This is a genomic window from Erwinia sp. E_sp_B01_1 (genome assembly GCF_036865545.1).
Taxonomy (GTDB): domain Bacteria; phylum Pseudomonadota; class Gammaproteobacteria; order Enterobacterales; family Enterobacteriaceae; genus Erwinia.
In genome coordinates, this window is sequence record NZ_CP142208.1 from 4,133,779 (window position 1) to 4,152,309 (window position 18,531).

Genomic DNA, 18,531 nt, shown 5'->3' on the forward strand with positions numbered 1-18,531 from the left:
TCATCAGAATACCCGCGGCTTAAGTGCCGAATATCCGCCAGGTCGAGCCTGGCAGCCGCCTCGATGGGCAGCGGCAAAAATCCAACGCCCTCACTGTTATTGTTGGCAGCATAGCCGACCGACACCAATCTAATTAACAGAAGTGTGGATACCGTCTTATGGAGCAAAACCCGCAGTCACAGCTTAAGCTTCTTGTCACCCGTGGTAAAGAGCAAGGCTATCTGACCTATGCCGAGGTCAATGACCATCTGCCGGAAGATATCGTCGACTCCGATCAGATCGAAGACATCATTCAGATGATCAACGACATGGGCATTCAGGTTGTGGAAGAAGCACCTGATGCCGACGATCTGATCCTGAATGAAAACAGCAGCGATACTGACGAAGATGCTGCTGAAGCGGCTGCTCAGGTGCTATCCAGCGTTGAATCTGAAATCGGACGCACAACTGACCCGGTGCGCATGTACATGCGTGAAATGGGTACCGTTGAACTTCTGACGCGTGAAGGCGAAATCGACATCGCCAAACGCATCGAAGACGGTATCAATCAGGTACAGTGTTCTGTCGCTGAATACCCTGAAGCCATCACCTATTTGCTGGAACAGTACGATCGTGTGGAAGCGGGTGAAGCGCGCCTCTCTGATATGATCACCGGCTTTGTCGATCCGAATGCTGAAGCAGAAATCGCCCCTACCGCCACTCACGTTGGATCTGAGCTTTCTGAAGAAGAACGCAATGACGAAGAAGACGAAGACGATGATGACGACGACAGCGAAGATGACAACAGCATCGATCCTGAACTGGCTCGCGAGAAATTTAACGATTTACGCGTTCAGTATGAAAAAGCGCGTACCGTTATTAAAGCGAAAGGCCGCAGCCATGCTGATGCCGTAGCGGAAATCCAGGCCCTTTCAGACGTATTCAAGCAGTTCCGCCTGGTGCCGAAGCAGTTCGACTTCCTGGTAAACAGCATGCGTACCATGATGGATCGCGTCCGTACCCAGGAACGCCTCATCATGAAGTTCTGCGTTGAAATCTGCAAAATGCCGAAGAAGAACTTCATCACTCTGTTCACCGGCAATGAAACCAGCGAAACCTGGTTCAAAGCAGCGCTGGCGATGAACAAACCCTGGTCTGAAAAGCTGAAAGACGTCTCTGAAGACGTTCAGCGCGGCCTGATGAAGTTAGGGCAGATTGAAGAAGAGACCGGCCTGACCATCGAGCAGGTTAAGGACATCAACCGTCGCATGTCTATCGGTGAAGCGAAAGCGCGCCGTGCGAAGAAAGAGATGGTTGAGGCTAACCTTCGTCTGGTTATCTCCATTGCTAAAAAGTACACCAACCGTGGCCTGCAGTTCCTGGATCTGATTCAGGAAGGTAACATTGGTCTGATGAAAGCCGTTGATAAGTTTGAATATCGCCGGGGTTATAAGTTCTCAACTTATGCAACCTGGTGGATCCGTCAGGCTATCACCCGCTCCATCGCTGACCAGGCGCGCACCATCCGTATTCCGGTGCATATGATTGAGACCATTAACAAGCTCAACCGTATCTCACGCCAGATGCTGCAGGAAATGGGCCGCGAGCCGACCCCGGAAGAGCTGGCTGAACGCATGCTGATGCCGGAAGATAAAATCCGTAAGGTGCTGAAAATTGCCAAAGAGCCAATCTCCATGGAGACGCCTATTGGTGATGATGAAGATTCGCATCTGGGTGATTTTATCGAAGACACCACGCTTGAGCTGCCGCTGGACTCTGCCACTTCCGAGAGCCTGCGCTCTGCCACGCACGACGTGCTGGCAGGCCTGACCGCCCGTGAAGCCAAAGTCCTGCGTATGCGTTTCGGTATCGATATGAACACCGACCACACGCTGGAAGAAGTGGGCAAGCAGTTTGACGTTACCCGTGAGCGTATTCGTCAGATTGAAGCCAAAGCGCTGCGTAAGCTGCGCCATCCAAGCCGCTCTGAAGTGCTGCGCAGCTTCCTGGACGATTAATCCGTTCTGGTCAATCTGCAAAAAAGCCCCTGTTGAAAAACAGGGGCTTTTTTTCAGCAATTGACCTGCCCCCGATCGGCCATCAACTGACTTACTCAGCCACTCAGCGCAAAATAGCTCAGCACTTCACATCCCCGCCCTGCCGAAGGCGTGGCGGTCACGGTCAGGCTGGCAATATCGATAACGCTAAGCGTGCCGTCATCCTCGTTGGCGATCAGCAGCGTGCTGTTGTCAGGACTGAAACAGCCATCCATAGGCTTATTGCCCACCCTGACCTGCCCCAGCGGATTCAGCTCGCCATCAAACAGGCTGATCACCGGTTCCTGGTCACCAATCACCACCAGCAGGGAGCCGTCCTCACTGAACCGGGTAATTTGCGAAGCCTTTTGATGGCCCTCAAGAGGGAGAGTATCAATGAGCTGATGGCTTTCCGTATCCAGCACGTACAGGCGTGGCTGGTCGCCATCCGTAGCCACCAGACAGGGGGAAGTGGGTGATGCCGCAATCCCATTGATCGGGCCCGGCATAGCGATGGTGTCGATAACCTCGCCCTTCCCCTCTGCCAGCGCCACTACCGTAATGGAGGCATCTTCTTCATTGTCGGTAAACAGCTTACGGCCAGAAGGCAGGACCGTCAGACGATGGGTGTTATGTGAAGGCACGGCAATTTTGGAGACGATCCTGTCGGTGTCGGGATCGATAACCAGGATCATCGCACTGTTTTCACAGCACTGATAAACATAGCCATCGCTTCCCAGTCGGGAGGTATGGGGTGACTCAAAAGGCCTGAGATCGATAAAACCGCTGATCTGCCGGCTGCGCAGATCGATGACCGCAATTTTATGGCCCGGATGCGGATTATCACCGTGAATGCCATCCCCAAAGATTGGCACATAGGCTTTATGCTGATCCGGCAGGATCAGCAACTCATGCGGACGCGGCGGAAAAGCATTAAGCTCCCGTTCAACAGCAAACGTCTCCGGATTAAGAAACAGCACCCTGCTGCCCTGCTTATCAACCGCGATCAAACCATAGTGAGCGTGCGACATCACAAATTCCTTCTTTAAAATGAACATTTCATTTAAAGGTAGTGCATGACGTCAGCACAAGTGGGCCGCAGCTTCACTAATAACTAATTTTCAAAAAATATTATGAAATTCAAATGCTAATGTGCAAGGCCTGTCACGCTGACTGAAATGCTTCCCTGAGCCAGTGTATAAAGCCACTTACCGCACGGGGAACCTGAGCAGACCAGGGGCGCACCACATAGAGTGTTTCTGCAAAGGCCCCCACGGTTTGCCATTCCGGCAGAATTTCAACCAGGCGTCCTTCACTCAGTGCCGTGCGTGCGCTGAAATCTGGCAGCAGAGCAATCCCTAACCCTTCCAGAGCGGCATCCCTGATCGATTCACTGTTATTGGTAGCAAAAGGACCGGTGACGTTGACCGTGACCGACTGCCGATCAGGCTGACGGGAGGCAAACGTCCAGCGGGGAGTTTCTGTCCCACGGGGGTAATAGAGGCACTGGTGTTCGCTCAGGCAGGCAGGCGTTTTTGGAAAACCCTGCCGCGCCAGATAGGCGGGAGAAGCTACAACCTGCGCTCTGGTCGCGCAAAGAGGCAGCGCTACATGGGTTTCTGGCAGCGTATCACTGTGGCGGATGGCGAGATCGAACCCCTCGCTGGCAAGGGAAACCAGCCTGTCAGACACCTCCAGCTGCACGCGAACCTGAGGATGCTCCTGTAAAAAAGCGGTGATATGAGGAACCAGCTGTTGCCGGGCAAAAGCCACGGGCGCTGTCACCCTGACCAGGCCGCGTAACGGCCCTGCGGAGTCCCGCACGCTGAAAAAACTCTGTTCGATTTGGGCAAAAGGCTGGCGTAACTCTTCCACCAGCTTCTCGCCTGCGCTGGTAAGACGCACGCTGCGGGTGGTTCTGGTCACCAGTGGCACGCCGGCCAGATGCTCAAGCTCTTTAATCTTCTGACTCATCGCCGCTTTACTGACTTCCAGGCGATCGGCAGCACGGGTAAAACTCCCCTGCTCTGCCAGCACGGTCAGCCAGTGGAGGTGGATCCACAGCGCATCAGTTTTCACATCTTTCATATTGATTGTTCAGTAGAGTAAATAATCAATTCAAGTATAGCGCTTTTTCCCTGCCCTTTTACCTCCTAAAGTAAGCTTCAGAACGTCGACGGCCACAACGACGGTTAGCCAGCTAATTCAACTTATTCAGGGATTAAATTATGCCATTACTGCAATTTGATGTTATTCAGGGTCGTTCAGAGTCTGAGACAAAAACGTTGTTAGATGCCGCTCACCGCGCGGTTCTGGCAGCGTTTAAGGTGCCTGAACGCGATCGTTACCAGATTGTTCACGAAAACAAAAGATATCAGATGGTTTTTGAGGATACTGGCCTGGGACTGACCCGCACGGACAATCTGGTGATGGTCAGGGTGTTTACCAGCCCACGCAGCGACGAACAGAAGCAGTTCTTTATGGCTGAGCTTTGCCGGGAATTTAAAGAGAGCTGCGGAATTTTGGCAAGCGATGTGATGATCAGCTTTATCAGTAACGGTAAAGGTGACTGGAGCTTTGGCAACGGCGTTGCGCAATACATGACTGGCGATTTGTAAAACGTCCTGGCCGCCAGTGATTCAGTCACAGGGCGCAGAGGATTTTCATCGCTCCTGCGCCCTCCTGAGTGGAAGCTGGCTGCCCGATCTGAAAACAAGCCCGAACAGCGCGCCCTTATCTCCGTGACAGAGGAATTTCCTCCGTGCGGAGAATAAAGCCGCCCCCTTTACAGAAATTTCCCGCGGGCCTCCACAGGATAAATTTCTGCCTCTCCCTCTTCCTTTCGCATCACAAATTGATTGAAGCAGGCCATCACGGCACAGGAGTGGTTGGGATAGATCCGCATCAAACTGCCGAGTTCCGGCCTATTTCCATTATGTGGAATAAAGCCGTGCTCCTCGGAGAGTTTTTCCACGCGATACTGTTGATGGTTCAGGGCGTTGATAGCCAGACCAAAATCAGCGGCTGAGGTGCCATGCGGCCCTTTGTCAGAACTCAGCGCTTTGGAACCGGCATCAACAATCGCATAGCGATCGTTCACTGCCACCACCCGCGCCACTATTGTCAGCGCCAGATCGTCCAGCGTACAAAGCCCCAGCCGCACCCCGGTCAAATCAAGCAGGGAGTAGTTGCCTGGCCGAATTTCGTCATACCCTGCCGGTAAGGGCGCTCCCATGATGGACGGCGTTGATCCCACAGAAAGCAGGCAAGGGCTGAATCCAGCCTGTTGCAGACGCTGGCGCAAAGTCTGCATAGCGCGGGCTTCCGCCTGCACAATCTTCGCCATCTGCTCCGGGTCCTGCGCGCCGTAGGCATGGCCCGCATGTGAAAGCAGCCCGGCAAATTGCAGCCCGGCGGCGCTGATGGCCTCAGCCAGAACCCGTGCCTCATCGCCTTCAGGATTGACGCCAACGCGCCCCAGCCCCACATCCACTTTGATCCAGACGGATAAATTCAGTGATTCAACTGCGGCTTTGGCCTGGGCTATTGCCTCAACCCCCTCGATTGCGGCAACAATCACCCCCAGTTTTGTTGCTGTGCGGGAAGCCGCCGCGAAAAGTTCACTGACCGTGTCGGCCCGGACAACCGGATAAGCCAGCAGAACATCACGCACGCCGCCATCAATGAACACCACGCCTTCGCTGGGTTTAGAAACGGTGATCCCCGTCGCGCCCAGTTCAATCTGTCGGCGGGCAATTGTCAGGCTTTTGTGGGTTTTCACATGGGGACGAAGCTGCACGCCACCTGCCAGTGCATGCTGCTGCATCTGCTGTAAATTCCGCTCCAGCCGCCGGGCATCCAGCTCAAGCCAGGGCGTCAGCCGATCGTCATAAACCGGGCGTTCACCTTCCCCTTCAGCCTTTAATGAATTCATATTTCCTCCCTCTGGTGGTAAACAGTCTCCTGACTTTCTACCACAGGGCGGTTTTTCAAAGAAGGGATTGTCGGCAGAATAAAAAACGCCCCGGCATAAGCCAGGGCGTTGCGGTTTTTGCGGGAAGGTTGAAGGGCTGTCAGCCCTTCAGCATCCGGCAGAAAATCAGAAGTCGTAGCGCAGACGAACCAGGTTCATATCGCCCAGGTTATCGGTGCTGGAGGTAAAGACGTGTTCGTAATCAACACGGAAGCCGTAATCCAGCTGGAAAGTCACGCCCACACCGTTATCAATGCGCTGATAATTGCGGCCGTTAACGTATTCCAGACGGTCACCCATAAAGTATGGCATCACGGTTTTCAGCGCGTACTGGCCCACTGGAATGGTATAACCCGCCAGGTACTCAACGCCCCAGGCATCGCCCGCGAAGTAGTTATCCACATCGACTTGTTTGGTAGTCAGGAAGTTCTGGTAATAGCCGCCGCCGAAGCTGAAGGTCCAGTTATCCGGTTTCCAGCTGAGAGAGGTCCCGTAGATATTCTGATCGTAGGTTTTAGACTCTGTCGTACCAGGGTTACGCATATCAGCACGGGTATAGTTCCATGCGGCACCCCAGGTCAGATCTTTGGTCAGATGATAATCCACACCCAGCGAACCGCCGCCTTTGCGCTTATAACGCAGGCCATTTCCCGGCAGGTATTCATTATCGCTGAACAGGTATGAGGCGTAAACATCCGCATCACCGAAGGTGTTTTTGTACTTCAGCATTTTGCGTGAACGGTATGAACCGTCGTAGTCGCCGTTAATGCCGTTGCCCGGTGCCTGGGCAAGCATGTCGTAATCCCAGATATCCGTTTTCGCACCGACTACATCATAATAAACGCTGTTTTGCTGACCGAAAGTCAGTTTACCCCAGGTTTTGCTCTGGAAACCTGTGTACATCATGCGACGGCTGGTGTCGTTAGCGCCGTCAGCGTAATGATGATCCCAGTCGAACACTGCCGGGATATTAACGCCCAGCTCGTAGTAACCCACCCAGCTGATATCGTCGAACAGGTAGTAATCAGCCAGGAAACGGAAACGGGTACCGCCATCAAAGCCGTTACGTTTGTAAGAACCGTTATCGCCGCCGCCGGTCATGTTATTGAACTGCGGACGGATACTGCCACCCACGGTGAAGTTCAGGCGGCTTAACGGGTCGCCCGCCTGCGGGTCCTGTTTCAGGACGGTAATCTCTGCGTTCGCGGCAAAAGACGCACTGCCCACCAGCAGCCCCAGACCAATGGCCTGAGATAAAAAGCGCATTTTTGTTAACATTTTGTATTCCTGTGAATAATTGTTCTACTTTTTAAGGCGGAGATAGTAGCGTGATATCCGTTACAAACAATCTGCTTTCCTGACCATTTTGTGCGGTTTTTCGGGGGTAAAACTTAACAAAATATGTATTCTGACTTACTTTCTCACGATTATAGCCATTTTGTGCTCTGTTTGAGTTAAGTCAGGCGCCAGCAGTGGTTTTCTTGATTTCCCTCAACACGTTTTATCGCTCTGCGATCAAAGCCGTTCTGGTTAACAGTTTTGCAACATCACCCTGGTGTTCTCAGCCGGCCTGGCTATACCTCACAAGGAAGCGTTGAGGAGGAAAACATGGCATCAGAGAGCAGCAGATCCGACGATCGCCAGGCCAGGCTGGCGCGCCTGCGGCAGATTACCCGCACGCCGGTACTGATTGTCGGAGGCGGCATTAACGGCATCAGTACCTTCCGCGAGCTGGCCCTGCAGGGGATCCCGGTGGTAATGGTGGAAAAAGGAGACTGGTGCCAGGCTGCCAGCGGCGCATTGTCGCGCATGATCCACGGCGGATTACGCTATCTGGAAACCGGCGAGTTTGCGCTGGTCAAAGAGTCGGTGCAGGAACGCGACCGGCTGCTGAAAAATGCCCCTCACTACGTCGCCCCCCTGCGCACCACCGTGCCCATCGACAGTTGGGGCGGTGGGCTTATCAATGCCGCCAGACGCTTTATGCGCCTCAGCCAGACGCCCAGCCGCCGGGGAGCGCTGGTGCTTAAAACCGGGCTGACGCTGTATGACACCTGGTCCCGCCGCTACGGCACCCTGCCCAAACATCAGCTGCATAATCAGCAACAGACGCATCAGCGCTGGCCGGGCTTTGCCGGATGGGTGAAATACAGCGTGGCTTACTATGATGCGTGGATTGCCGCCCCGGAGCGTCTGGGCTTTGAACTGATCAACGATACCGAGCGCTCTGCGCCTGAATCGCTGGCGCTGAACTACCTCAGTCTGGAGAGCTGCGACGGCGAAACCATTACCCTTCGTGACACCTTCAGCGGAGAAACTTTTACCCTGAAGCCACATGTGGTGGTAAACGCCACCGGCGCATGGATTGACCGGCTCAACGGCACGTTAAGCCCCGCCTTACCGCAACGTAAACTGATTGGCGGCACCAAAGGGTCACATCTGATTATTCGCAGCCCGGAGCTGTTGCAGATGCTGGATGGTGAAATGGTCTATTACGAAAATCAGGAAGGCCGGGTCTGCATCATGTTTCCGTGGTATGGCAACGTGCTGGTTGGCTCCACCGATATCCGGGTGGACGAGCCGGACGAGGTGGTTTGTGAAGCGGCTGAACAGCAGTACATTCTTGAATCCCTGCACTTCGTTTTCCCCCGGCTGGCGATAAAAAGTGAAGATATCCTTTATACCTTCAGCGGCGTCCGTCCGCTGCCCACCAGTGAAGCCGCAACCAACAGCACCATTTCACGCAACCATTCGCTGGTGCTGTTACCGCCCCAGGCCGGGCGGGATTTCACCACGCTCTGTCTGGTCGGCGGTAAATGGACCACCTTCCGGAAATTTGGCGAAGAGGCCGCAGACAGGGTGCTGAAGTTACTGGGCCGAAAACGCAAGGTAAGCACCATCAATCTGGCGATTGGCGGAGGGCGCAATTTTCCGGGTTCCTCACGTAAATCAAACTGGATAAAAGAGCTGAGCAGTGAGTACAGCCTCTCTCCTGCCCGCGTTACACAACTGACCTCCCGCTATGGCACCCATGCTCAGCCAGTCATGGCCTTTATGCGACTGCACCCCGATCACCCCCTGCATCACAACCCTGACTGGAGCCAGAATGAGCTGCTTTTCCTGATCCGGCATGAACAGGTCCAGACGCTGGAAGATTTGCTGGTCAGGCGTACCACGCTCGCCATCAGCGGTCAGCTTACCCTGCCGCTGATTGAAGAAGTGGCACAGCTGATGGCCGAAGAACGTGGCTGGACGCCTCAGCAACAGCAGCAGCATCTCTCGGAAACCCTTTCACGTCTTGCCAGGCTGCACGGCCTTGGCAGGCTCTCTCCCGTGGCCACTGATAAGGAGCCGCTTAATGCCAGCCAGTCAGAAAGTCAGGCTTAACCGGCTTTTTAATCAGGGCAAATGTTTGGATGTGGCTATCGACCACGGCATCGCCAACGAGCCCGATTTCTTAACAGGGCTGGAGGATATGACCAGCGTGATGCAGAACCTGGTGGCTGCACAGCCCGATGCCATTCAGGTGAACTATGGCCAGGCCGATCTGCTCCAGCAGTTGCCCCAGCGACAAAAACCCGCCCTGGTGCTGAGAACGGATGTCGGTAACGCCTATAACGCCGCCCGCCACCGCGAAATGTGGGCGGTATTGCACAACCCGGAGGACCCGATTCTGGCTGCGCTACAGCTGGATGCCGCCGCCGTGGTGGTCAATCTCTATCTGATCCCGGATGAACCCGGCATCTTGCGCCAGTGCATCGACAATATTGGCCGCCTGCGTCACGCCTGTGAGCGTTACGGCATGCCGCTGATGGTTGAGCCCCTCGTAATGGCCCCTGCCGGGCAGGGCGCAGCTTATGGTTCGCTGGGCGATGTTGAAAAAATGGTGCCGCTGGTCAGGCTGGCAAGGGAACTGGGCGCGGACATTATCAAGGTCGATCCAACGGACAATGTTGAAGAGTTTTATCGCATAGTGGAAGCCGCCCGCTGCCCGACGCTGGTTCGTGGCGGCGGCAAAGGAGAACTCAGACCGGTGCTGGCCAAAAGCGCGGCACTGATGGCTCAGGGCGCATCCGGCATGGTTTATGGCCGTAACGTATATCAGCACAGCCACCCTGCCCGCGTGGTCGCAGCCCTGATGGCAATCATTCATCAGGGAGCCAGTGGAGAGGAGGCGCTGGCGATCTGCCAGCGCGCCGACTGAACCGGAGAAAGCCATGAGCCAGCTGCTGGGTATTGATGCCGGAAACACCATGATCAAAGCGGTATTGTTCGACCTGGACGGCACCGTCCGCGCTGTCGCCAGCTGCGCGGGGGAAACCCACCAGCCCAGGCCAGGATACGCTGAACGCCCCGTCACCGAGGTCTGGCAGGGCGTGACTACCGCCATCAAAGCCTGTTTGGCGCAAATGCCGGATGCTGAGGTGATCGCCGTGGGGGCCGCAGGCCACGGCAACGGCCTTTATGCACTGGATCGGCAGCAGCGCCCGCTGATCGGCATCCAGTCCGTTGACAGCCGGGCGGCTGACAGGGCGCAGGCGCTGGAGCAGAGCGGTGCCGCTGCGGCTATCTATGCCTGCTCGCTGCAAAAAGTCTGGGCCAGCTCCACGCCCGTGCTGCTGAGCTGGCTGAAGCATCACGATCCGGCGTGCTATCACCGGATCGGCCATCTGCTCTGCGCCAAAGATGTGATTACCCATTTTCTCAGCGGTGAAATCAGCGGCGACTACTCTGATGCAGCCGGGTCGGGGCTACTGGATCACCGCGTCCGGGGATACAGTGAAGCGCTTATGGCGCTTTACGATCTGGCTGATGCGCTTCCCCTGCTCCCGCCGCTGCACCACTCCTGTGATGTGGTGGGGCACATTAGTGCCAAAGCCGCGCAGTTAACCGGCCTGCCGCAGGGGATCCCGGTGGTGGCGGGTATTTTTGATGTGGTAGCCAGCGCCGTGGGATCGGGTGTGGTGAATACAGGAGAAGCCTCAATTGTGGCCGGAACCTGGAGCATCAATCAGGTGATCGTGGCGCGCCCGGACTATTTGCGCCCGATCTTCATGAACTCAATCGTTGAACGCGATCGTTATATGGCGATTGAAGCCAGCGCCACTTCAGCGGCCAATCTGGACTGGTTTGTCCGTGAATTTGCCGATGGCCGTGGCGGCAGCGGTGCAGAACGCAGCAGCGATCTTGTCGCCCAGGTCCGGCCCGATGCCCACCTTCCGGTCTACCATCCCTACCTCTATTCAGGGCGTAAAGAAGAGCCTGCCAAAGCGGGCTTTTACGGATTAAGCGGCTGGCACACCCGTGCAGATATGCTGTTCGCGCTGTTTGAAGGCGTCACCTTTGCCCACCGTGCGCATATCGATCGCCTTCGGGCTGCCGGGCTTCCCTTCACCTCTGCCACCCTCTCCGGCGGGGCTACACGCAGCTGCATCTGGCCACAGATGTTTGCGGATGTGCTTGGGATCCCGATTCGGGTGGCGGAGTGCAAAGAGACCGGAGCCCTGGGTGCCGCTATCTGCGCCGGGGTTGGCACCGGCCTGTGGCCGGATCTGGCTGCGGGGGTTGCTCAGGCAGTGAAACTGAACCCGGAAACGCTGCAACCCGATGAGGCCCGCCATGCCTTTCACGATCCCCGTTACAGGCTGTTCAAAAAGCTGGAGCTGGCTATGGACAGCCTGTGGCATCAGGAGCTGAACGATCAGAATGTGACAGAAATCTGAATTCCGACAACCCACCGGCAGCCCGGAAGGCGGGTTGCCACATTAATTTAATTAACCAGTTCTGCCCCCTTCCCGGCTTTTAACCCCACCACATCCTGTCATTGGCCCGGTTTTGTTCCGACTAAAGCGAAACGGGGCAGAAGAACACGTTAGCGTCAGCCATGTCGGATTAATGCAAAGTTAAACAAAGTGTAAACAGGCTGCAATAAAGGGAGCACACGGGGACATTGCTCTACCTCGTAACGATATTGCCAGGGATAATTCGCTGCGCTAAATTGGCTTATTCCGCGCAAATCCGACCACTACTATCTCCGGCACAGGGCAGAGATTGCGCCAGTTTGAGGATAAAAATAACTCATGGGTTCAGAATTACTTTCACTGGCGCTGTTTGCTGCTTCAGTATCGCTTTACACCTGGAAAGCCGGAAGAAACGCATTGTGGTTTACCGCTATTCTGCTGATCCTTGGCATCTATATCATTCTTAATGCCTCAATGCTTGCGAGTAATTATTTTACCGGCGAGGGAATTAACGACGCCGTTATTTATACGATTACCAGCAGCCTGAGCGGTGCGGGCGTCAGTAAATATCTGCTGCCTGCGGCGGGGCTTATTATTGGCCTGGTGCTGTTATTTGGTCTGCTCTCCTGGATTTTACGTCTGCGCAAAGGCCGGGGTGCCAGTCAGATTTACAGCCTGTTAGCGGTGGTCCTGGCGCTGGCTTCAATTAAAACCACGCCAGCTTATCAGCAGGTTGCCAGCCTGATTAAATCCCAGGTAGGCAAAGGCAGTTCAGATTTTTACACTCATTACAAAGTGCCAGGGAAGCAACTGCGTGGCGATAAGCCTAATCTGGTTTATATCTATGCGGAAAGCCTGGAACGCACCTATTTTGATGAAAAAGCCTTTCCCGGACTGGCACCGGAACTGAGTCAGATAAAAAACAGTGCGTATGATTTCAGTAATACCGAGCAGTTGCCCGGCACCGAATACACCATTGCGGGCATGGTCGCCTCCCAGTGTGGCATCCCGCTGTTTGCGCCTTTTGATGGCAACGCCTCCAGCTCCCTCTCAACCTTCTATCCGCAGAACGTCTGTCTGGGCGATATCCTGAAATCATCAGGCTACCAGAACTATTTCTATCAGGGCGCGAGCCTGAGCTTTGCCGGAAAAGATCTGTTTCTTTCTTCCCACGGTTTCGATCATATGTACGGCTTTAAAGAGCTGAAAAGCGTGGTGAAAGATCCCAACTACCGCAATGACTGGGGCTGGTATGACGATACGCTGCTGGATGTGGTGTTTGATAAATATCTCGAGCTGGCAAAGCAGAACCGTCCGTTCTCACTGTTTGCCCTGACGGTAGACACCCATCACCCTGATGGATTTATCTCCCGATCCTGCCAGCGCAAAGACTATCCCTTTGAGGGGAAAGCCAACAAATCATTCGCGGCAGTGGCCTGTAGCCAGGAGCATATTGCCCGGCTGATCCAGCGGATTCAGGCAACGCCTTACTTCAAAAACACCATTATTGTAGTCAGCTCAGACCATCTGGCGATGAACAACACCGCCTTCAAATACCTTGCCCAGCACGACCGGAAAGACCTGTTCTTTATGGTTCGCGGCGATAACGTCAGCAGCAAAGTGCTCCCGGTGAAACGCAGCACCCTGGATAATGGCGCGACCGTGCTGGATGCGATGGGCGGCGATAACTTTATTGGTCTGGGGCGCAGCAGCCTCTCTTCCACCTCGCTTGTGGCAACCTACCTGAACATCAAAGAGAAAATCAACGAGTGGAAGCCGGACGTTATCAAGCTGTGGAACTTCCCGAAATCTATCTCGGATTACAAAATTGATACCGGTAAAAACACCTTCAGCTTCTCTGGCGTGCACTTCAAGCTGCCGCTGCTGCTGTCGGTGAAGCCAAGTAAAATCGAGCCAAAATTTGATGTCTATCTGGCGGCCCCGCTGAAACAGCAGCTGGCGAAGTTTGCCCCGGATGAGAAATTTGTCTGGATAGATCGCTGCTTTAAGATGGGTGATGTCTGGGACCAGAAGCTTGAACTGAATCCAAACCTCTGCATTGCGGATGGCACCCTTAACTCTCCTCCGCAGATTACCCCGGTAAAAATGGGGATGACGTCCGGGACTGTTACCTTCAAACAGACGGGCACTCAAAGTGACGATCGCTATCAGCAGACCGTTACCCGGTTGAGAGTGACCGATGAGGATCTGCGTTACACCTCCGACCGTATCCTGTTCGGCCTGCCGGGCCTGCCAAAGCAGGTGCAGAAAGTCACTGGCTTGTCCTTTATCGAACCCTGGGCGGGACGCTGGTCGGATGCGAATCTGTTGCCAACGGTGACCATTCAGTACCTTGAACCGCTGCCTGCGGCCTTTGATCTGACGCTGACTGCCCGTGCCTTTGGTAAAAACAGCCAGCAGCCGTTTACCCTCAAAGTGGGAGACGTCACGCAAAAAATCACCCTTGGCAATACGGACAGCACGGTGAAAGTTCACTTCTCTAATCCGTCTCAGGCCCGGACGATTGAGATCCTGCCGCCTTCCCCGGAAGAGACGGCTGAAGGAGCCATTGATGGTTTCGCTGCCCGTAAACTGGGCATTGGCCTGGTGAGCCTGCAGGTCAGCGCCACCGAATAAAATGTGAACAATCTCACAGATTTCAGTCAAGTTTTCGCCAGTTGTGCCGATTTACTTTGCTTCAATGGGCGCAAACAGCCCTGAAATAAAAAGGAAATCAGGTAATGGCATCTGTGAGAAATATGAAGGTCGGGATCCGTCTCGGCGCTGCGTTCAGTCTTGTGATCCTGCTTTTAATCATCGTAAGCGCAACAGCAGTGGTAAAAATTCACAGCATCAATGATGCGGTGAGCAGCATCGTCAGCGATCGCTATATCAAGGTCAGACTGGCTTTTGACGTCCGTGATGGCGTTAACGATCAAATTAAATATCTGCGCGGGTTAGTGATTGATACTTCCCGCCCGGAATTCAATAAAAAACGGTTTGGCCAGCTTGATCAGGCGACTCAGGATACGAACAAGTCGATTGAAAAAATCTCCCGTCTTCAGACTACAGCAGTAGGAAAAAAGAAAATCCAGGCGGTGAAAGATGCCGCTCAGACTTTTGAAAATGCCAAACAAACTGCACTGAATTTAGTGCGTGCCGGCGATGAAGACGGTGCCGCTGATTACGTGCTGGTTAAGCTGACGCCTTCGCAAAATGCGTTTCTGAAACTGGCCACTGACTTTGCTGATTCCCAGTCACAGCAGTTGCAGGCAGAGGGCGAACACGCCGGAGCGGATGGCACCACAGCCATTCAGATTACGCTGATCTTCTCCGCGCTGGCGGTGGTTGTGGCTGTGATCCTTGGCTTCCTGCTGACCCGCTCTATTGTCCGTCCGCTGCGTGAAGCGGTAAACATTGCGGAAAACGTGGCGGCAGGCGACCTGCGCACGGTGATCAACGTCACCTCCAGCGATGAAACGGGCCAGCTGATGCAGGCGCTGAAAAACATGAATGAAAACCTGCTGCGCATCGTGACGGAGGTGCGTTCAGGTACCGAGTTGATTACCACTGCCTCCACGGAAATCTCCAGCGGCAATATGGACCTCTCTTCCCGTACCGAGCAGCAGGCCAGCTCGCTGGAGGAGACGGCTTCCGCCATGGAAGAGATGACCTCTACCGTGAAGCAGAATGCGGATAACGCCCGTCAGGCCAATGAACTGGCGGCGCTGGCTTCCAAAGTGGCGACCCAGAGTGGCGATGCAGTGAAGCAGGTTGTCAGCACCATGGAGATGATCAACGGCTCTTCAAGAAAGATTGTTGATATCATCAGCGTCATTGACGGCATCGCTTTCCAGACCAATATTCTGGCGCTGAATGCCGCAGTAGAAGCCGCCCGTGCCGGTGAGCAGGGACGAGGCTTCGCGGTAGTGGCTTCTGAAGTTCGCAGCCTGGCTCAGCGATCCGCTTCAGCCGCCAAAGAGATTGCCCAGCTGATTGAAGATTCCGTAGCCAAAGTGGATGAAGGCGGCAAGCAGGTGGCGAAAGCAGGCACCACTATGGATGAGGTGCTGAACAGCGTGAAGAGCGTCACCGCTATCATGGGTGAAATCTCCATCGCCAGCACCGAACAGAGCACCGGTATCGATGAGATCAGCATGGCGATCACCCAGATGGATCAGGTGACCCAGCAGAACGCTGCCCTGGTGAACCAGTCTGCCGCAGCCGCACAGTCGTTGCAGGAGCAGGCAGAGCAGCTTTCTGATGCCATCAGCGTGTTCAAAGTTAACCCGGCTCTGGTTTAACAGTCTTTAGCATTACCCTCAAAACAAGAGGCGAATCACTTCGCCTCTTGAGGTTATGAACAAAGTGCAGGCTCAGGGAGCCTGTGCCTCTCACAAAGACGCAAAAAGCGCCATCCATGGCAGCTCAGCACGGGCCGTCCGTGGCCCGTGATGCTTTGTTCAAGGCACAGGCTCCCATCGCTTCGGGTTCGTCAGTAGTCTGAAAGGGCGAATGACTTCGTCCCTTTTTCTTTTGCCATTGCACCAGCCTTACGCAAACCCACCAGACAAGCGAAACGGCAACTTGTGCATCCCATGCTACGCGGTAAAAAAAAGCGGGCTGATGCCTTTTTAAGCCAGGTTAAAACAGATTACTATACGAATTCTCTTAGCCCTGACTCAGATGGATACACGCACGTTGAAACCCCTTCTTCACCGTTTGCTGGCACTACTGGTTGTTGCCCTTCCGCTCAGCGGCATGGCGGCAAAAACCGCCCCGGATCCGCTGCTGGCCTCCCAGATTGTTGACCGCTATGCGCAGAACATCTTCTATAACACCAGGGCTACCGGCATGGCGATGGTGGCGATTGATGCCAATCAGCGCGTGTTTGCCAGCCAGGGCGCAATCCGTCCGGGCAGCAAAGTCCGTCCGCAGAAAGATTCGGTTATCCGCATCGCTTCGCTGACCAAACTGATGACCAGCGAACTGCTGGTAAAGCTCTCAGAACAGGGCGTGGTGCGTCTTGACGATCCGCTGAGCAAATATGCGCCCTCAGGCAGCAGCGTGCCGACGTATGCCGGGCAGACCATCCGCCTGATTAACCTGGCAACGCACACCAGCGGGCTGCCCCGTGAGCAACCCGGCGGCAAACCTCAGCGGCCGGTGTTTGTCTGGCCGACCCACACTCAGCGCTGGAACTGGCTGGAGAGTGCGCGGCTGAAGGCGGCTCCGGGCACTCAGGCTGCCTATTCCAATCTGGCTTTCGATCTGCTGGGTGATGCGCTCTCCAGAGCCGCTGGCGTGCCCTATCAGACGCTGTTACAGCGAGAAATCACCCGCCCTCTGGGCATGAAAGACACCACCTTCACTCCTTCGCCAGACCAGTGTGGCCGCCTGATGGTAGCCGCTAAAGGTGCCAGCCCCTGTATGAATACCCTGGCGGCGATTGGCAGCGGTGGCGTTTACTCCACGCCGGATGATATGGGCCGCTGGATGCAGCAGTTCCTGTCATCTGATGTCCATGCGCGCACTACGCAGGCAGACCGCATCCAGACCATGATTTATCAGCGTGCGCAGCTGACCAGAGTGGACGGCATGGATGTGCCGGGCAAAGCCTCGGCGCTGGGAATGGGTTGGGTTTATATGGCCCCTCAGGGTGGCCGGCCTGGCATCATCCAGAAAACGGGTGGCGGCGGCGGTTTTATCACCTATATGGCGATGGTGCCGCAGTACAGCGTGGGCGTGTTTATTGTGGTTACCCGCTCTCCACAGACCCGCTTCACTCCAATGAGCGATGGCGTAAACAATCTGCTTACCGAATTAATTGGTAATACCCCGGACAGCGCCCAGTTAGCGGCGAGTATTATGTCGAATTAACCCTGATTAACCGGTGTGGAATAATTTTCCGCGCCGGTTAATTTTGTAAAATATATCCTTCTGCAACTCTCCGTTATAATTACTGCACCCGACGATACTCCCCCTGCGCGGAAACATTGTGCCCAAAGCCACAATCCCCCCCGACCCTGGTGGTCAGGCTCTCTGAAGTGAAAGTCAGGCTGATATCACACTGGCTCTCACTCTCCGCGCTGGTTTCACTTCCCTGATGGAAAACGCCCTGGTTATCAGCGATAGCCACATCACCCTGCAGGCTGCCGATATTCGGGCCGTAATACATCGCCATCAGGCCAGCATAAACGCCGTCGAAGTTGAGCGTGTATTTCTTGCCTGCTTTTTTGATGACGTAACTGTTCCACATTCCGCGTCCGGCATATTGCCAGTACTCACCTTCCGGCCCAGCCGGAGCAGGCAGCGCCGCCAGTTTCTCTTTGATCAGATTCAGGTTGTACTGCGATTTTGCATCCTGTTCCTGAATCATCAGCCAGGCTCTGGCTTTGCTATATTGCCCCTGACGAATCAGCGTCAGCGCCACATTGTTATAAGCAGTGGCTATTACGCTGTCGGGCAGCTGGCAGGTTTCACTCCAGCCCACCTGTTCGATATAGCTGTCACGCGCCTTGTCATACTGTTTCGCCTTGTAAGCGCGATCGCCCGCTGCGGCATAATTTTTGATTTTTGCGCAGTCGGCTTCAGGATGATCCGCATCGGCCAGCGCAGTGCCAGAAACTAAAAGCAGCGCAACAGCCAGAGTTAAGCGAGACATAGTAAATCCTTTTTATTTATCTTGTTAATCAGTCATCAATGGATAGTAGCGTAAAGCGCCGCTGCCGGACGAATTGATTGCCAGATCCCCTGGCCCACTACCCGGAACGTTTATTATTACCCCTGAAGCATGACTCCC

Annotated in this window: 13 protein-coding genes; 8 read left to right on the forward strand and 5 right to left on the reverse strand. The window is 54.8% G+C overall.

Annotated elements, in window-relative coordinates:
• The first annotated feature begins 158 nt into the window (after window positions 1–158).
• On the forward strand, window positions 159–1,997 hold the full coding sequence (gene rpoD / locus VRC33_RS19270) for an RNA polymerase sigma factor RpoD (protein WP_338558407.1): 1,839 nt from the start codon (window positions 159–161) through the stop codon (window positions 1,995–1,997).
• A 95-nt stretch (window positions 1,998–2,092) separates the two neighbouring features.
• Here rpoD and VRC33_RS19275 read toward each other — a convergent pair whose 3' ends face one another.
• Together VRC33_RS19275 and VRC33_RS19280 are read right to left on the reverse strand one after the other, a co-directional pair.
• Complete coding sequence (locus VRC33_RS19275) at window positions 2,093–3,046, reverse strand: WD40 repeat domain-containing protein (protein WP_338564578.1); 954 nt, start codon at window positions 3,044–3,046, stop codon at window positions 2,093–2,095.
• A gap of 133 nt (window positions 3,047–3,179) precedes the next feature.
• On the reverse strand, window positions 3,180–4,103 hold the full coding sequence (locus VRC33_RS19280; RefSeq protein ID WP_338558409.1) for a LysR substrate-binding domain-containing protein: 924 nt from the start codon (window positions 4,101–4,103) through the stop codon (window positions 3,180–3,182).
• A gap of 140 nt (window positions 4,104–4,243) precedes the next feature.
• On the opposite strand from VRC33_RS19280, the gene VRC33_RS19285 reads away from it, so the two are divergent.
• Window positions 4,244–4,633 carry a tautomerase family protein gene (locus VRC33_RS19285; RefSeq protein WP_338558411.1) on the forward strand — a complete coding sequence of 130 codons (390 nt, stop codon included), beginning with the start codon at window positions 4,244–4,246 and terminating at the stop codon, window positions 4,631–4,633.
• Between the two features lie 167 nt (window positions 4,634–4,800).
• Here the strand turns inward: VRC33_RS19285 and VRC33_RS19290 are convergent, their stop codons facing one another.
• Both VRC33_RS19290 and VRC33_RS19295 read right to left on the reverse strand, forming a co-directional pair.
• Window positions 4,801–5,949: an alanine racemase gene (locus VRC33_RS19290; protein ID WP_338558413.1), complete on the reverse strand. Its 1,149-nt coding sequence runs from the start codon at window positions 5,947–5,949 to the stop codon at window positions 4,801–4,803.
• Window positions 5,950–6,114: 165 nt separating this feature from the next.
• Window positions 6,115–7,266 carry an autotransporter domain-containing protein gene (locus tag VRC33_RS19295; protein WP_338558415.1) on the reverse strand — a complete coding sequence of 384 codons (1,152 nt, stop codon included), beginning with the start codon at window positions 7,264–7,266 and terminating at the stop codon, window positions 6,115–6,117.
• 330 nt (window positions 7,267–7,596) lie between these two features.
• On the opposite strand from VRC33_RS19295, the gene VRC33_RS19300 reads away from it, so the two are divergent.
• The 6 genes from VRC33_RS19300 (at window position 7,597) to ampH (ending at window position 17,609) form a co-directional block, all read left to right on the forward strand.
• Window positions 7,597–9,375, forward strand: a complete 1,779-nt coding sequence (locus tag VRC33_RS19300; RefSeq protein ID WP_338558418.1) for a glycerol-3-phosphate dehydrogenase/oxidase — start codon at window positions 7,597–7,599, stop codon at window positions 9,373–9,375.
• Window positions 9,347–10,192, forward strand: a complete 846-nt coding sequence (locus VRC33_RS19305; protein ID WP_338558420.1) for an aldolase — start codon at window positions 9,347–9,349, stop codon at window positions 10,190–10,192. Before VRC33_RS19300 ends, VRC33_RS19305 begins: the two co-directional genes overlap by 29 nt.
• Window positions 10,193–10,205: 13 nt before the next feature.
• Window positions 10,206–11,711 (forward strand): FGGY-family carbohydrate kinase, encoded by a 1,506-nt coding sequence (locus VRC33_RS19310; protein WP_338567423.1) that lies wholly within the window; start codon window positions 10,206–10,208, stop codon window positions 11,709–11,711.
• A gap of 357 nt (window positions 11,712–12,068) precedes the next feature.
• Entirely contained in the window at window positions 12,069–14,366 is a 2,298-nt protein-coding gene (opgB, locus tag VRC33_RS19315; RefSeq protein WP_338558424.1) for a phosphatidylglycerol--membrane-oligosaccharide glycerophosphotransferase, read from the forward strand.
• A 104-nt stretch (window positions 14,367–14,470) separates the two neighbouring features.
• Entirely contained in the window at window positions 14,471–16,033 is a 1,563-nt protein-coding gene (locus VRC33_RS19320; protein WP_338558426.1) for a methyl-accepting chemotaxis protein, read from the forward strand.
• 382 nt (window positions 16,034–16,415) lie between these two features.
• Window positions 16,416–17,609, forward strand: coding sequence for a D-alanyl-D-alanine-carboxypeptidase/endopeptidase AmpH (gene ampH, locus VRC33_RS19325; RefSeq protein ID WP_338558429.1), 1,194 nt, complete (start codon window positions 16,416–16,418; stop codon window positions 17,607–17,609).
• Between the two features lie 79 nt (window positions 17,610–17,688).
• Here the strand turns inward: ampH and VRC33_RS19330 are convergent, their stop codons facing one another.
• Window positions 17,689–18,393, reverse strand: coding sequence for a tetratricopeptide repeat protein (locus VRC33_RS19330; protein ID WP_338576821.1), 705 nt, complete (start codon window positions 18,391–18,393; stop codon window positions 17,689–17,691).
• Window positions 18,394–18,531 lie beyond the last annotated feature (138 nt).

Excerpts from the sequence above, each read along its gene's own strand:
- rpoD (WP_338558407.1), top strand. The coding sequence starts at position 159 with ATGGAGCAAAACCCGCAGTCACAGCTTAAGCTTCTTGTCACCCGTGGT.
- VRC33_RS19275 (WP_338564578.1), bottom strand. The coding sequence starts at position 3,046 with ATGTCGCACGCTCACTATGGTTTGATCGCGGTTGATAAGCAGGGCAGC.
- VRC33_RS19280 (WP_338558409.1), bottom strand. The coding sequence starts at position 4,103 with ATGAAAGATGTGAAAACTGATGCGCTGTGGATCCACCTCCACTGGCTG.
- VRC33_RS19285 (WP_338558411.1), top strand. The coding sequence starts at position 4,244 with ATGCCATTACTGCAATTTGATGTTATTCAGGGTCGTTCAGAGTCTGAG.
- VRC33_RS19290 (WP_338558413.1), bottom strand. The coding sequence starts at position 5,949 with ATGAATTCATTAAAGGCTGAAGGGGAAGGTGAACGCCCGGTTTATGAC.
- VRC33_RS19295 (WP_338558415.1), bottom strand. The coding sequence starts at position 7,266 with ATGTTAACAAAAATGCGCTTTTTATCTCAGGCCATTGGTCTGGGGCTG.
- VRC33_RS19300 (WP_338558418.1), top strand. The coding sequence starts at position 7,597 with ATGGCATCAGAGAGCAGCAGATCCGACGATCGCCAGGCCAGGCTGGCG.
- VRC33_RS19305 (WP_338558420.1), top strand. The coding sequence starts at position 9,347 with ATGCCAGCCAGTCAGAAAGTCAGGCTTAACCGGCTTTTTAATCAGGGC.
- VRC33_RS19310 (WP_338567423.1), top strand. The coding sequence starts at position 10,206 with ATGAGCCAGCTGCTGGGTATTGATGCCGGAAACACCATGATCAAAGCG.
- opgB (WP_338558424.1), top strand. The coding sequence starts at position 12,069 with ATGGGTTCAGAATTACTTTCACTGGCGCTGTTTGCTGCTTCAGTATCG.
- VRC33_RS19320 (WP_338558426.1), top strand. The coding sequence starts at position 14,471 with ATGGCATCTGTGAGAAATATGAAGGTCGGGATCCGTCTCGGCGCTGCG.
- ampH (WP_338558429.1), top strand. The coding sequence starts at position 16,416 with ATGGATACACGCACGTTGAAACCCCTTCTTCACCGTTTGCTGGCACTA.
- VRC33_RS19330 (WP_338576821.1), bottom strand. The coding sequence starts at position 18,393 with ATGTCTCGCTTAACTCTGGCTGTTGCGCTGCTTTTAGTTTCTGGCACT.